Consider the following 14,569-nt stretch of genomic DNA (forward strand, 5'->3'; position numbering starts at 1 on the left):
GAATGATCAAAAAAACATCGCCGACCTGTCGATTTAGCAACCTGCGGTTCGACTACTGGGTGTAGCCGAATTAGAGAAGCGGCTGTGGAGGTATAGCCATAGTCACTTGGGTTCAGACCTCCAGAAACGTTCGACCGTTTGAACGTTTTGTGAGGAAATTCTCACCCGGGCTAGCTACGGCTATATAATACATGTGAACTAGCTGGCCGCCATCGGTCAAGCCTGACGTTAGGAGATAAAGGCCATGACTCAAGCTGCTCGGCCCACCAGCGTAACGGTTATTCCAACCCTCCGCTATCGCGATGCCGCCGCCGCGATCGACTGGCTTTGCAAGGCTTTTGGCTTTGAAAAGCACTTGGTTGTACCGGGCGAAAACGGCGCGATCGCCCACGCCGAACTGGTGTTTGGCAACGGCATGATCATGGTGGGTTCGGCGGCCAACGGCGGGGCTTTTGACCGTCTTCAGCAGCCGCCCAAAAGTCCAGGCGACGTGGTTAACCAGAGCCCATACATTGTGGTGGAGGACATCGATAGCCACTACGAGCGGGCGATCGCCGCAGGGGCCAAAATTGCCCTTCCTCTCACAGATCAGGACTACGGCGGCCGCGACTATTCCTGCCACGATCCAGAGGGCCACCTGTGGAATCTTGGCACCTACGATCCCTGGAAGGCCGCCTAGTACTGCTGGACGGAAATTAAGCCACCGTTCCAGCTCCTCTGGCTCCCTAGCCCTACGGCCCCCTTGCGATCGGCCATAGTCCAGAAACTTGTGCCGCAGTCTACTAGACAGGTTGGATTGATTATTTGTTGATCACTTGAATAGATCTGAATAGATCATTTTGTTCTTCAGCCCCAGGAGGGCGCTATGAAACTAAACCCCTATCTGAGTTTTGATGGCAACTGTGAAGCCGCCTTTAAGTTTTACGAAAAGGTATTGGGCGGCAAAGTCGGCGGCATGATGACCTACGGAGAGTCACCCATGGCAGAGCAAACATCCCCTGATTGGCACGGCAAAGTCATGCACGTCTACATGACCCTGGGCGATCAGGAGATCATGGGGGCCGACTCCCCCCCAGACTACTTTGAAGCGTCCCAGGGCATGTCCGTATTGATTAGCACTGAGGACGCCGCCGAGGCCGAGCGCGTCTTTGAGCAGCTGGCTGAAAACGGCACCGTCAAAATGCCCATTCAGGAAACGTTTTGGGCCGACCGATTTGGCATGCTGGTGGACCAATTCGGCACCCCCTGGATGATCAACTGCAGCAAAACGGCCTGAGCAAAACTATTGCCCAGGGCTTTGTCAAACTAAAGCATCGCAAGGGTTCACAGTCTTGGGAAATAGCCGTCTCGCCGTCCATCCAGGGCGCGTAGAATGCCTATCCCACTAGGCATCTACCCCTTGGCTAGGCCCCAGTGCACCGGACAGTATCTAAATGACAGCCCCCAACCTGCTGCCCTAGTTCCGCTTAGGCGCCAGGTTGGGGGCTTTGACGCTCATTTGAGCAGGCAGTGCCTCCGACGAGCATTCACGGCAGAACCCTGAAACCAGGAGCAGCGAATACTGAACCGGCGTTCTAGGGCTTAATACTTAAAGGCTGAAATATGCCGACTATTCCAGCTCGCCCGGCTCCCTAGCTCCCCTGCTCCCCCGCGATTGAAAATAGCCGCCACACTTGTGCCCCAGTCCACTAGCCCTTGCAACCGGGAGCCTGCAACCTGGCCCTTTCAAACGTGGCTAAAGCAAGTCAAATCGGGCAAAACTTGACATTTCTCCGTCACAGGTTTGCCATAGGGATTCTTTAAGGTGAAATTGCACCGGATAGAGCGCTGCATCTCAAGGCTTTTGAGTGACTTCCCTGAGTGGACCCAGTGCGGCGGTTCTGTCCCTATGCCTTTCTTTGCAGCAATTCAGGAGAACACTTTAATGAAGACCGATTCTCGCCCCATTCCCGATCGCCCTGAGGTTTCCGCCAACGGCAACATGCCAGGTAATCAGTTTGACCCCCAGCACAAATCTCAGTTCCCCAAAAAGCTCGCCACATCCCTGGCCCTGGTCTTTTTGGGAGCAGGAATTGCCACCGGGCTGGGTTACGAGTTCCATCAGGTGACCCAGGGCCCCACGCCCGTGCAGGCCGCTGACAACCCTGTGCCGTCGGTGGCGCCCTCGAACTCGACCGCCCTGGCCGCCGCCGCCACCAATCCCAACTTTATTGAATCGATCGTGAATCAGGTGGGGCCAGCGGTGGTGCGCATTGACTCCAGCCGCACCGTTGCCACCCAAATGCCCGACGCCTTTAACGATCCCTTCTTTCGTCAGTTCTTTGGCAATCAGGTGCCTCAGCAGCCTGCCGAGCGCACCGAACGGGGTGTCGGGTCAGGATTTATCATCAACGGCGATGGCCGCATTATCACCAACGCCCACGTGGTAGACGGTGCCGACACGGTTAAGGTTACCCTCAAGGATGGCCGCAGCTTTGACGGCAAGGTGCTGGGCGAAGACACCGTTACCGATGTGGCGGTGATTCAGGTTGCCGCCAAAGGCCTGCCCACGGTGCCGGTGGGCAATTCAGATCAGCTCCACCCAGGGGAATGGGCGATCGCGATCGGTAACCCCCTGGGGCTTGACAACACCGTCACCGCTGGCATTGTCAGCGCCACCGGGCGATCTAGCGGCCAGGTGGGCGTCCCCGACAAGCGGGTTGACTTTATCCAGACCGATGCCGCCATCAACCCCGGTAACTCCGGTGGGCCATTGCTCAATGCCCAGGGTCAGGTGATCGGCATGAACACCGCCATTATTCAGGGCGCCCAAAGCATTGGTTTTGCCATCCCCATCAATCAGGTGCAGCAGATTGCCGATCAGCTGGCGAGCAAGGGCAAGGTTGACCACGCCTACCTGGGCATTCAGATGGTGACACTCACCCCCGACGTGAAAAAGAGCCTCAACAGCGACCCCAACAGCGGTCTCAGCGTCAGCGAAGACCACGGCGTTTTAGTGGCTCGGGTGATGCCCGACTCGCCAGCGGACAAGGCCGGGCTGCGGGCCGGGGACGTCATTCAGCAAATTGGCGACCAGCCTGTCACCGAGGCCGCCCAGGTGCAGAGCATTGTAGAGGGCACCTCGCTGAGCAGCCGCCTGCGGATTCAGCTCCAGCGCAACGGCCAGACTGAAACCATCACCGTGCAGCCGGGGGCGTTTCCGGTTGAGTCCCAGGACCAGCAGGGCTAACCTCCCAGGGAACTGAGCTGGCCCGGCGGGGCGAAGGGCTACAGCTCTTCGCCCCGCCGGAGCGTTTTGGGGAGCTTAGCGTTTGGCCACTGGGCGTCAAAATCAATATCATTTCATTGCTTTAGCTGCACAGCACTAAACTACGCGTACTGTAATGGAGGTATTTGTCAATCTAAACGTAAACAACCCAGCCACCCGGTAGAGCCAACCCATGGAAAAGAATTTGCCCCCCACCGGAGAAGAACGCCAGGTGCAGGCCCTGGGTGGCGCCACCATTGACGGCACGCCGATCGCCTACATCATTGTCCTGGCCGCCGTGGTTACGGCCCTGGCCTTTATTCCTTTTTCGGTGGTGCTGGCCTCGGGCGGCAGCATGCCCCTGAGCCAGAGTATTTTTCCCCTTTTGGGCTGGCTGCTGGGGCCGCTGGCAGGGGCGCTGGCCAGCGGTATTGGCACTCTGATTGGCGTCTTTTTTGCCCCCTACACGGCGGGGGTGCCCTTTGTGTCGGTGTGGGGGGCGGTGCTGGCCAGCTTTGCGGCGGGCACCATGGTTTTGGGCGGCAGTCGTCGCTACTGGTACCTGGGGCTGACGGCGCTGTTTGTGCTTCAGTACTGCCTCTACGGATTTCATGCGATCGCCCAAAACGGCGTTTCCCCCGGGGTGTTCATCGCCGGTTCCTTTGTCGACTGGTCGGGGCTGGTGCTGTTTGTGCTGCCCACCCGCACCCTGTTTGCCCGCTGGATCAATGGCTCTAATGTTGCCCTGGTGGCGGTGGGCCTGTTTTTGGGCACCTGGATGGTGTGGGGGGTGACCCACCTGAGCGAGACCACCATCACCTACTTCATGTTTAACTGGCCCGAGGAGGTCTGGATTACCCTGATCCCGATTATTCCGGTCGAAAATTTAATTCGCTCCACAACGGCAGCCGTGATTGGCACCGGGGTGATTTCGGGTCTGCGGGCGATGAATTTGGTCAAGCCTCAGCAAGCCCTGTACTGAGCCTCCATGGATATTGTTGCCAAGCTCGATCGGGTCTCCTATCAGTATCCCGGCGCGGCTGCCCCGGTGCTAAAAGATATTTCCCTTACCATTCACCGGGGGGAGTTTCTCGGCATTGTCGGCCCCACCGGGGCGGGCAAAACCACCCTCTGCCTGGCGCTGAACGGCATTGTGCCTCAGTTTTACGGGGGCCGCTTCTTTGGCCACATTGCCGTCGCCGGGCTCGACACCCTCGACCATCCGGTCAGCCAGCTGGCCCGCTGCGTGGGCATGGTGTTTGAGGACCCCGAAATTCAGCTGACCGGCACCTCGGTCGAAAACGAAATTGCCTTTGCCCTCGAAAATCTGCGGGTGCCTCGGGCTGAAATTCTGGCCCGCATTCCCAGGGTGCTGGCCGCCGTGCGCCTGGCGGGCTTTGAGCAAAAGAACCCCCAGGAGCTGTCGGGAGGGCAAAAGCAGCGCCTGGCGATCGCCGCCGCCCTGGCCCTACAGCCCGACCTGCTGGTGCTCGACGAACCCACCTCCCAGCTCGACCCGATTGGCACCCAGGAGGTGTTTGCCACGGTGCAGGCGCTCAAGCAGGAGCTGGGGGTCACCATTGTCATGGTCTCCCACGCCGCCGAGGAAATGGCCGAGTTTACCGATCGCATCGCCCTGCTCTCCGAGGGGCGCCTCGCCGCCCTCGGCCCCCCCGAGGATATCTACGCCCAGGTGGATCTGCTGGAGCACTACCACCTGCGCCCGCCCCAGGTGGCCGACACCTACCACCAGCTCGATCGGCGGGGCATTACGATGGCCGCCGTGCCGGTGACGTTGGACAAGGGCCTGGCGGCCCTGCCTGCCCTCCAGATCAGCGATCGCCTGCTGCCGCCGCCCGAGTTTCCGCCGCCTGCCCCCAGCCCTACCCCCCCGATTCTTTCGGCCCAAAACCTCACCCACGTCTACACCAGCGGCACCGAGGCCCTGCGCGACGTTTCGGTGGCGATTCACCCCGGCGAGTACGTGCTGATTGTGGGCCAAAACGGGGCGGGCAAGAGCACCCTGGTCAAGCACTTTCTCAACCTGCTGCAGCCGACGGCGGGTGCGGTGCGGGTGGGCGATCGCGACACCCGCCACCTCTCGGTCAGCGACCTGGCCCGCTCGATTGGCTACCTGGCCCAAAACCCCGACAACCAGATCTTCAACACCACCGTCGAAAAAGAAGTCGCCTTTGCTCTGCCCTACCTGGGCTACTCCGCCGAGGCCGTCAAGCGAGAGAGCCTGCGGGCGCTCAAGGCGATGGGGCTGTGGGGCGATCGCGCCGCCCACCCCCTCTCCCTGCCCAAGGGCGAGCGTTCCCGCATCGTGATCGCGGCCCTGCTGGCCATGCAGCCCGACATCATTATTTTTGACGAGCCCACCACCGGGCAAGACTACCGGGGCGCAAAAGCGATTCTGGAGGTCAGCCGCCAGCTCCACCAGCTGGGCAAAACCGTGATTGTGATTACCCACCACCTGTACCTGATGCCCGACTATGCCCAGCGGGCGATCGTCATGGGCCAGGGCACGATTTTGCTGGATGCCCCCCTGCGCCAGGCCTACCACCAGAGCGAGGTGCTGCAATCGACCTACCTGGTGCCGCCCCAGGCGGTGCAGCTGGCCCAGGAGCTGAGCCGTCTGAGCGGGCAAACCTATCCGCTGATTACCCCGGCGGAGGTAGCCCGCTGCTTTCGCCCCCGCCAGGAGAGCAGCCAGTAATGGGATTTTCCTCCTTTCAAACCGTCACCCGCGACTCGCTGTTCACCCGCCTCGACTTTCGCACCAAGCTGGTGATGCTGGTGACGATCACGCTGATCGCCTTTACCTGGGAAAGCCCGATCGCCGGAGGGCTGCTGGCCCTGGCAGTGGCGATCGCCTGCCTGCTGGCCGGGGTCAGACTCACCTACCTGGGCACGGTGCTGAAGGTGATGTTCCCCTTCTATATCTTTTTGCTGCTGAGCATGGGGTTCTTTAACGTTGACCAGGTCAAGCTGCTGACCGGCAAAACCGAGCTGACGCCGCTGCTGAGCCTGCCCGCCAGCTGGGCGCTGATCGGCGGAGCCACCATGAGCGTCGAGGGCACCCTCTACGGCCTGAATATCGTGTTTAAGACCCTGACCATGGTGCTGATCATTCCCCTGGCCATTTTCACCACCGACGTCAACCAGATGACCATCGGCATGGTGCGGGCCAAAATTCCCTACAAAATCGTGTTTATTTTCTCCTCAACCCTGCGCTTTGTGCCGCTGCTGCTGGGGGAAGTGCAGTCGATCATCGAGGCCCAGCGCCTGCGGGGGCTAGACTTTGAGCGCATGAACTGGTTCAAGCGGGGCCGGGTCTATGCCGCCATTGCCGTGCCGCTGATCCTCAACGCCCTGGCCAAGTCGCAGCAGCTCGAAATTGTGCTGCAATCGAAGGGGTTTTCCGGCAGCCCCCACCGCACCTACCTGCACGAATCGACCCTGGCCCCTGTGGACTACGCCCTGATCGGTGGCTTTGTCGCCCTGTTTGCTGGCGCGATCGCGGTGTACGTGGGGTTGGGCGTGGGCAAGTTTTACTGGCTGCTGGGTTCAGCGGGTTAAAAATTGCTGCCAGCACTGCTTTGCTGAACGCTTGCCTTGCCGCTCCAGGAGCAGACCTGGTTAAGACCTGTCTCCCATGAACGTTCAAACGTTTGAACGTCTCTGGATGTCCTAACCAACATGACTATGGTTATACGTCGGAAATGTGTCAGGCCGCCAGAATTAAGAGACCTCTAGACCAATTTTTCCTAAGAAATCGCCGCTCTCCATTAATTCGTGGGCTTTGGCCACCTCGCTTAGCTTAAAGACAGAATCTACGTGGGGCAAACACTGATTCGCCGCCAGAATTGGCCAGACATTTTTAGATAGAGAGGCGGCAATGTCTCCCTTTTCGAGCTGAGTTCTGGCCCGCAGGGTAGAACCCATTAGTTTCAGGCGCTTTTGGATGAACGGCATAATTCTAAATTCAGGTATGATTGCTCCCCCCATCGCGCCAATGATGATCAATCTGCCGTCCTTTGCTAGCGCCGCGCAGTTTGGCTCAAAGTAGGAGGCACCGACAATATCGAATACAACATCTACCCCCCGCTGCTGAGTTGCGCTCAACACTACGTCAACGAAATCTTGGGTTTTATAGTTGATGGCTATGCCGCCCAGGCTCTCGATAAATTGACACTTGCGATCGCTGCCAGCGGTGGCAAATGCGTTTATGCCAAAGGCTTGGCACAGCATCAGCGCGGTGGAACCGATGCCGCTCGACCCGCCGTGAAGCAGCACACTCTCGCCCGAGGTGGCCTTTCCCATTGAGAACAGGTTGGCCCACACCGTAAAAAACGTTTCAGGAATGGCTGCGCCAGTTGTAAAGTCCACATTGTCGGGCAGGGGGAGGGTTTGAGAGGCGGGCGCAGCGACTTACTCTGCGTAGCCACCGCCATTGCAAAGGGCAACAACCCGCTGGCCGGGCTGAAACCAACTGGCCTGCGCGCCCGCCTCGGCAATGATGCCTGCCACTTCTAAGCCCAGGATGGGGCTGGCATCCGCTGGCGGTGGGTAGGCTCCCTGGCGCTGAAGAATATCGGGGCGGTTGACCCCGATCGCTTTGACCTGAATCAGGACTTGATCGTCTTTAATGTCGGGCACAGGCGACTCAGCCAGGTATAGGACGCTGGGCTCACCCGGTTGGTCAAATGCTGCGTGCTGCATGGTAGGAGGTATGTCCTGAGTTGTGGATTGCGCCCTGCTCGTGGAAGTACCTTACGCTACGCCGGCCAATTAAAAATCGACCAAAAGCTGGAGGTTGCGCCCCGGCGCTGCCCATTTTTTGCGATCGCTGCTGCAGCCAGAGCGAAGGTCTGAGCTGAGTCCCGCTAGGTAAAAGGAGTTCTAGGACTCGAAGGCTGAAATACACCGACTATTCCAACGCGCACGGCTCCCTCGCTCCCCTGCTCCCTCGCGATTGGAAATAGTCGCCACACCTGCGCCGCGATCTACTAGGCCGGAGCGGTGAGGGGAATCGCCTCGATCAGGGGGCAAATGTCTCCCGGCTGGGGGTGGGGGTGATTGGCGGCCCAGCGATCGCGGTACCGTTCGAGTTCAGCCTTAAACACCACCATCTCGCTGATCTGGGCCTCAAGCTGCTGAATTTTGCCCTGCAATAGCTCCTGGACAAACTCACAGGGCACGTCGCCCTGGTGGTGCACCGTCAGCACTTCGCCAATATCGTCGAGGGAAAAGCCCAGAGCCTGGGCTTTTTTAATAAACTGCACCTGCCGCACCGTTTCGGGCGGGTAGTAGCGATAGCTGTTGTCCCCCCGCGCCGACTGAATTAGCCCCAGGCTTTCGTAGTAGCGCAGGCCCCCCACGGCCACGCCCGTCTGCTTGGACACTTCTCCAATTTTTAGGCCAGTGACGGCTGCCATGTTTTTTTCCCCAGCACTGGCTTTAGTCTAAACGCTACAGCTGGCTATAGCATCAAGGCCGGGAGGCGGTTTTACGGCCACAGTCACTTGTATAGCCATAGTCGCGCTGGTTAGCACATCCAGAAACCCTATGACCGTTCAAACGCTTGAACGGTCATAGCGGTTAGGGGGTATCCATGGAGCGGCGGGGCTTAGATTTGCCCGTGCGAGTCATGTTAAAAGACTGAGAAAATGCCTTCTTGCGGGCGCTGGCCACGTTGCCGCTTTGGTAGTCAGCTTCTAGATCTTGCAAAATAGCCTGCTCCTCCAGCAGCGCCTGACTGGGGGCCATGGCCTGCATCGCCACCCGGGCATTGGCCAAAGAAACGCCAGCGGCGGCGTAGTCGCCCTGGTCGGAGTACATCACCGCCTCCCGGCGGGCGCGGGCGGCCATCAGCAGGGCGACCTGCTCTTGAACCACCGGATCGGCGGGAAAATCACTAAACTGCTCGGGGCTGACCAGGGGTAGCGTCAGCTCTGCCCGCAGCACCTGCCGCCCTGGCTGGTCGGCATCATCCCAGGCCAGGCGCACCTGCATGAGGGCATGGGGCTGGCTCAGGGCCGGAACTTGCAGCCGCACTACGACCTGAATGGGAGCGCCGACCATCAGGTTGGGCAGCTTATAGCGCTGGGTAGTCGTTTGGTCAAAGTCGTTCAGCAGGTCCATGACCGTGACACCACAGCTGGTCTCAATCCCCAGGCTGACCCGCTGGCCCAGGGTGGCGGCCAGGCCGGAGAGTTCGGTTTCAAAAATGGTCGGCAGCTGGTCGGCAGATTCGATATGGAAAAAGTTGCCGTCACCGCTGCGGGCCATCGCCGCCAGCAGATCTTCGCTGTAGTCATTGCCAATGCCCAGGGCGGTGGTGCTAACGCCGCGCTCAGCCAGCCCGTGAACGTCACTGGCGATCGCATCGGGGCGGGTTTCGCCCACATTGGCCAGCCCATCAGAGAGCACAATGACGCGATTGAGCTGGGCGGGGTTGAGGTACTGGCTCACCTGCACGCCGCCTTCTACCCAACCCGCGTGGAGAGCCGTGGACCCCCGCGAATGCACCTGGCTCACTTTTTCGAGCAGCGCGTGTTTGTCTGTCGCCAGGGTGCTCGGCACCAGGGTTTCAATGCGGTCGTCAAAGAGCACCACGCTAATGCGATCGCAGGGAAGCAGGTTTTCGATCGCAAAGCGGGCGGCTTCGCGGGCGTAGTGCATCTTTTGCCCCTGCATAGAGCCGGAGCGATCGATGGCTAGGCTCAGGTTTAGCGGCATTCGGTCGGCGTTTCGGGCGACAGCCGGGGGCGTGATTCGCACCAGCACATCCAGGGTCATGGGCTGATCGGCGACGATCGCAGCGTGGAGAGGAATCAGCTCGATCGCAGGCAGGGTGGTTTGGGTCATAGGGGTGGCCTCTGGGATTCGTTGAGGTGGGTAAGGTGTTCGGCAATCAGCCGGAGCAGGCTGTCTCGCTCGTGGGCAGTGGTGGGGGCAGCGAAGTCTCGACGGACATGGATCTCCAGGCCGTCGAGAACGGTCAGGCGGGTCCAGATTTGGGGCGGCGGTGCAGCGGCAGCAGGCGGCGCAGAGGCCTCGGCCCTGGCCGGAGGGGCCTGCGTCAAGGCCCGCTTTTGCCCAGGGGCAGCTTGGTCTGGGCGCTGGGGCTCCCCCCGATCTCGAATTTGGGCCAAAAATGCCAGGGCCGGGTTGGCGGCCTCAACCGTCAGCTGAACACCTCCTTGCAGAATGTTTTCTAAATCGGTGTTGGTCTGGTCGCCTAGGAGGCTGCCGATAGAGCTGGTGCTGTAGCCCTCCGCTAGCAGGCGGCGCAGCACCAGCAATTGCAGTAGATGCCGATAGATGTACCGGGCTTCGCGCCCCTGCTTGAGGGGCTTGTCCAACCATCCCTGAGTGGTGTAGTGCCTCACCAGCCGAGGATTCACCGGCTCCTGCCCGCGCCCCCTAGAAACCTGGTCTGGCAAAAACTGAGGGAGCAGGGTGTTGGTCACTTCAACGAAGTTTTCCAAAACCATTTCGGGCTGCTGCTGGGCAATTTGTTGCAACATGCTCATGGGGCCATGATAGATAATTACATCCTTAATTGTCAATAACAACTTAATTTGTAAGTTTGCCGTCGCCGCGAAGGCGAGAGCAGGGTCGGCCTGCTGCAGGCGATCACTCGGCCTGCGGCCCTGACCCCGTCGGGCAACGGGGCTAAAAACTGAATATTTTTGATCAATTGCGAAACGTCCTCCGGCCCAGGCCGTACACTTCAGCTATTCTTTTGTTTCCCAACGCTGACAATGCCATGGCCCCTCGTGCAGCTCAGCTCTTCTCCCCCCGTAGAAAATCGCGTTACGCTCCCCTAGGGCGCTGGCTGTTGCTGGCCCTGGCTGTTTTTCTGCTGGTGCTAACCACGCCGGTCTGGGCCACTGATGCCCCGGCGCAGCCAAACCCTGGGGCAGATAGCGCCCTTCAGCCGGAGGCGGCGATCGGCAATAAAATCGACGGGTTTCCGGTGCTGCTCGACGATCAGCCGCTGTTTCTCGTCAAGGAGGGGGTAGCCGGGGTGACCTCGGCCCAGGAGCGGGCCGATATTATTTCCCAGCGCATTGCGGCGGTGGCCAACGATCCTGCGATCGCCCCCGAGGCCGTGCAGGCCGAGCCAGAGGAGAGCCAAACTACGGTGCGGGCCGGAGACCTGGTTCTGTTTACCATTCGAGACTCCGATGCCGAGGCCTACGGACAGTCGCAGTCGGAGCTGGCGGCGGTGGCGGTGGAGCGCATTCAGCAGGGAATAGCCGCCTATCGAGAAAAGCGCAGCGTCAGGCGGCTGATGACCAGCCTGGCCGCCACGGTGGTCAGCACGATCGCCGTATTTCTGGCCCTGAGGGTGCTGTTTTTGATGACCGCCAAGCTGCTGGCCAACATTGACCGCCGTCAGGCCGCCGGAACGTTGGGAGTGCGGCTTCAATCGATTCGGCTGCTGGGGGCCGGGGCGACGGCATATCTGCTCAGCGGGCTGGTGCGACTGGGCCGGCTGGCGCTGATTTTGCTGGTGCTTTACCTGTACATTCCCTTTGTGCTGAGCCAGTTTCCGGCCACGGAGGCGCTGGGCGACAGCCTGCTGCAAGATACGGCCTATCGCCTCAACGCCGTGGCCCAGGCGTTTGTGGCCTATCTGCCGAAGCTGACCATGATTGGGGTGATTGCCGTCATCACCTACTACGTGATTCAGTTTGCCAAGCAGATCATTACCGAACTGGGGCGTCACGATGTCTATCCCTGGTTTTACCCGGAGTGGGTGCAGCCGACCATTCGGCTGGCAACGCTGCTAATTGTGGCGATCGCGCTGGTCATGGCCGGCCCCTACCTGCCAGGATTTGGCTCCCCGGCCTTTCAGGGCGTGTCGCTATTCGTTGGGGCGCTGCTCACGCTGGGCTCGTCCTCCGCTGTGGCCAATGCGCTGTCGGGCATTATTTTGATCTACACCCGCGCCTTTCAGCTGGGCGACTTTATTCGCATCGACGACATCATCGGCGAAGTGCAGGACAAATCGCTGTTTGTGACCCGAGTGCTGACCCCAAAACAGGAAACCGTCACCATTCCCAACGCCTCGGTGCTAAACAGCAACGTCACCAACTACAGCGCCACCTGCCGCGAGTCGAGCGGCTTTTTGGTGCTCTACACCACCGTTACCCTGGGCTACGACGTGCCCTGGCGCAAAATCCACGAGGTGATGACCGCCGCCGCCCTGGCCACCGCCAACATCGAGTCCGACCCCCCGCCCTTTGTGCTGCAAACCGACCTCAACGATTTCAACGTCAGCTATCAGCTCAATGCCTACACGGCCACGCCCCACCTCATGCCGCTGATCTACTCCGAACTGCACCAAAACATTCAGGACAAGTGCAACGGGGCCGACATCGAGATTTTGTCGCCCAGCTACGCCTCCCTGCGCGACGGCAACCACTCCACCATCCCGGCCAGCTATCTGCCCAAAGACTATCGATCGCCGTCTTTTTTGGTGCAAAACCCCAATGGCCACCAGCCCTAGGGCGTTCCACAGCAGTCGCGGGCCAGCTCGGCGGTGTCGACAGCGGCGGGCAAAATGTCGGGTTGTTTTGGGCGGCGGTAGCGCAGCGTGCCCCTCACCCACCCCAGAGCGGCTACCCTCAACGCCCCAGCACGGCCTCGACCCAGGCCGCATCCGGTTCCGATAACTCGGGTTTTACAGGCTGCGCGTAGCCGATCGCCAGGTCAAGCCGGGCGCGGCTGTAAAGGTCATTGATCAACCGTTGCAAATTGACGATTGGCTCGGGGTCATCGGGCTGTAGCGGCACCGGAAAGCTCGGGCTCGGCTCGGGCAAATCAAACTCGTACAGCTCGGCATTGGGCCGCTCGGCACTGCGGCTGACCAGAATGCTGTAGGGCTTGCGCTCTAGGTCGCCCAGGGGCATGGGGGAACCGCTGCGCAGCAGGTCAATTTCGACCAGGTTTGTGGCCGAGCCCAGAATTTTCTGGCGCTTGGTTTCGTAGGCGGTGCGCCCGTCTCCTGGGCGCTTGTTGCTGGGAGACAGTACCTCAATCAGGCAGACTACGGCATTGGTTTGCACCAGCCGCACCTCTAAAAAGCGCTCGGTTACCTCTACTGGCAGGGGCACCTGCACACGGCGAGGTTCAATGAGTTGAGCCGTTGTTTGAGCCACGTTTGGATCGATCTGGCGCTGGGCAACGGCAACATCGGCAATGCCCACCAGGGGCAGCGGTTCGGTGGTGGTGTAGACCCGCTCTTCGATGGAAACGCGGTATTTGGGGGCCACCTGGGGGGTAAGGTCGTCGGCGATCGCCACGATCAGCCGATTGTGCACCTGGGGCCACAGTCCGGGCTGCTCTAGATAGGGGTTCATACCAGGAAACGGGTTGTGCATTGCCCTTCGCTAAGCCTGTTGTTATCCAGTGTAAAGGCGAAAAGAGTGAGCTATTCGATAGGATTGGCGTAGTACAGCCCTCGTAGCCATGACCTTTGATGAGATCCAGCAAACCCTAGAGCAAATGCTGGTGGTTCAGCGCGAATCGCAGGAAAGCCAGATTGCCCAACGGCAAGAAATTCAAGATATGTTGGCTTATCAAGAGCGCCAACAGCGCCTTGTCGATCGCCTGATTGGCTACAGCATTACCAACGAAAGCGACCACCTCACCCTAGAAGAACGGCTCAACGCCCTGGGCGAACGCATTAAGCGGCTAGAGGGCAGAGAGTCGTAGGGTATAGCGATCTATTCCTCACGGGTGCTGATTCAACTGTGGTGTTGAGGATAGCCAAGGTACCCCCACCTTTGGTAGATCAGGCCGTTGTAGTGCGATCGCGGCCACAAGTTTCGCCGCTATTGCCAGATCGAAACCCTGCAAGAATATGTGCTGATCGACCCCGATCGCCCTATGGTGGAGTGCTACCGCCGCAACGAACGCGACAACTGGGAGCTGGTGAATGCGATCGGTGAGGTGTCTGGAGCCGCCGCTGAGGGCAGCCTGGTGCTCGACGGCGTAGGCCTGGAGATTGCCTTGGCCCAGGTTTATGAGGATGTCGTTTTCCCTAACGAGAGTGAGGTTTTGTAAGGTATCTGCCGCAACGGATGGCTACTGGATGCGATCGGGGATTTGGGGCTGGGCAGCTTGGTAGTAGATGTTGTGAATAAAGATTCCAATATCTAGTTGGGGTCTTCGAGCTTCGGTAGGTTGGGTTAGCGTAACCCAACAAAATCGTTATGGTGTTGGGTTTCCTCCCCTGAAGACGCTAGCCCCAAAGGGGCGGCTTCGCCAACGCGAACGCTTCGCTCAACACCAACCTACATC

The 14,569-nt window shown here is 59.8% G+C and carries 13 protein-coding genes and 2 pseudogenes; 9 read left to right on the top strand and 6 right to left on the bottom strand.

The genetic code is table 11. The features are described 5' to 3' along the window. Nucleotides 1-244: 244 nt before the first annotated feature. The 6 genes from LEPTO7104_RS0125745 to LEPTO7104_RS0125770 all read left to right on the top strand — a co-directional run bounded on the left by LEPTO7104_RS0125745 (nt 245) and on the right by LEPTO7104_RS0125770 (nt 6,829). Entirely contained in the window at nt 245-679 is a 435-nt protein-coding gene (locus LEPTO7104_RS0125745; protein WP_017301471.1) for a VOC family protein, read from the top strand. Nucleotides 680-865: 186 nt separating this feature from the next. Then, nucleotides 866-1,276 carry a VOC family protein gene (locus LEPTO7104_RS0125750; protein ID WP_017301472.1) on the top strand — a complete coding sequence of 137 codons (411 nt, stop codon included), beginning with the start codon at nt 866-868 and terminating at the stop codon, nt 1,274-1,276. A 648-nt stretch (nt 1,277-1,924) separates the two neighbouring features. Then, complete coding sequence (locus LEPTO7104_RS0125755) at nt 1,925-3,229, top strand: HhoA/HhoB/HtrA family serine endopeptidase (protein ID WP_017301473.1); 1,305 nt, start codon at nt 1,925-1,927, stop codon at nt 3,227-3,229. A 211-nt stretch (nt 3,230-3,440) separates the two neighbouring features. Further along, the gene (locus LEPTO7104_RS0125760) at nt 3,441-4,229 is read left to right on the top strand and encodes a hypothetical protein (RefSeq protein WP_017301474.1); all 789 of its coding nucleotides are present in this window, start codon (nt 3,441-3,443) and stop codon (nt 4,227-4,229) included. Between the two features lie 6 nt (nt 4,230-4,235). Next, nucleotides 4,236-5,966: an ABC transporter ATP-binding protein gene (locus LEPTO7104_RS0125765; RefSeq protein ID WP_017301475.1), complete on the top strand. Its 1,731-nt coding sequence runs from the start codon at nt 4,236-4,238 to the stop codon at nt 5,964-5,966. After that, nucleotides 5,966-6,829, top strand: a complete 864-nt coding sequence (locus LEPTO7104_RS0125770) for an energy-coupling factor transporter transmembrane component T family protein (protein WP_017301476.1) — start codon at nt 5,966-5,968, stop codon at nt 6,827-6,829. The genes LEPTO7104_RS0125765 and LEPTO7104_RS0125770 overlap by 1 nt, the downstream gene beginning before the upstream one ends. Before the next feature lie 162 nt (nt 6,830-6,991). Here the strand turns inward: LEPTO7104_RS0125770 and LEPTO7104_RS35345 are convergent. The 4 genes and pseudogenes from LEPTO7104_RS35345 to LEPTO7104_RS0125790 all read right to left on the bottom strand — a co-directional run bounded on the left by LEPTO7104_RS35345 (nt 6,992) and on the right by LEPTO7104_RS0125790 (nt 10,788). After that, a pseudogene (locus LEPTO7104_RS35345) lies at nt 6,992-7,972 on the bottom strand (NAD(P)H-quinone oxidoreductase). A 287-nt stretch (nt 7,973-8,259) separates the two neighbouring features. Continuing rightward, nucleotides 8,260-8,688: a heavy metal-responsive transcriptional regulator gene (locus tag LEPTO7104_RS0125780; protein ID WP_017301479.1), complete on the bottom strand. Its 429-nt coding sequence runs from the start codon at nt 8,686-8,688 to the stop codon at nt 8,260-8,262. A 163-nt stretch (nt 8,689-8,851) separates the two neighbouring features. Then, on the bottom strand, nt 8,852-10,120 hold the full coding sequence (locus tag LEPTO7104_RS0125785) for a vWA domain-containing protein (protein WP_017301480.1): 1,269 nt from the start codon (nt 10,118-10,120) through the stop codon (nt 8,852-8,854). Beyond that, on the bottom strand, nt 10,117-10,788 hold the full coding sequence (locus LEPTO7104_RS0125790; protein WP_017301481.1) for a MerR family transcriptional regulator: 672 nt from the start codon (nt 10,786-10,788) through the stop codon (nt 10,117-10,119). Before LEPTO7104_RS0125790 ends, LEPTO7104_RS0125785 begins: the two co-directional genes overlap by 4 nt. 236 nt (nt 10,789-11,024) lie before the next feature. Here LEPTO7104_RS0125790 and LEPTO7104_RS0125795 point away from each other — a divergent pair, with 236 nt between their 5' ends. Beyond that, entirely contained in the window at nt 11,025-12,773 is a 1,749-nt protein-coding gene (locus LEPTO7104_RS0125795; protein ID WP_071527417.1) for a mechanosensitive ion channel family protein, read from the top strand. Here LEPTO7104_RS0125795 and LEPTO7104_RS42525 read toward each other — a convergent pair. Both LEPTO7104_RS42525 and LEPTO7104_RS0125800 read right to left on the bottom strand, forming a co-directional pair. Beyond that, nucleotides 12,770-12,895, bottom strand: coding sequence for a hypothetical protein (locus LEPTO7104_RS42525; RefSeq protein WP_264308744.1), 126 nt, complete (start codon nt 12,893-12,895; stop codon nt 12,770-12,772). The genes LEPTO7104_RS0125795 and LEPTO7104_RS42525 overlap by 4 nt on opposite strands. Beyond that, nucleotides 12,892-13,647, bottom strand: coding sequence for a DUF4058 family protein (locus LEPTO7104_RS0125800; protein WP_026073086.1), 756 nt, complete (start codon nt 13,645-13,647; stop codon nt 12,892-12,894). Before LEPTO7104_RS0125800 ends, LEPTO7104_RS42525 begins: the two co-directional genes overlap by 4 nt. Before the next feature lie 88 nt (nt 13,648-13,735). Between LEPTO7104_RS0125800 and LEPTO7104_RS0125805 the strand changes: the two genes are divergently transcribed. Beyond that, nucleotides 13,736-13,981, top strand: coding sequence for a hypothetical protein (locus LEPTO7104_RS0125805; protein WP_017301484.1), 246 nt, complete (start codon nt 13,736-13,738; stop codon nt 13,979-13,981). Nucleotides 13,982-14,089: 108 nt separating this feature from the next. Then, a pseudogene (locus tag LEPTO7104_RS0125810) lies at nt 14,090-14,332 on the top strand (Uma2 family endonuclease); the annotation flags it as partial. Between the last annotated feature and the right edge of the window lie 237 nt (nt 14,333-14,569).

It is taken from the genome of Nodosilinea nodulosa PCC 7104 (genome assembly GCF_000309385.1).
GTDB classification, from domain to species: domain Bacteria; phylum Cyanobacteriota; class Cyanobacteriia; order Phormidesmidales; family Phormidesmidaceae; genus Nodosilinea; species Nodosilinea nodulosa.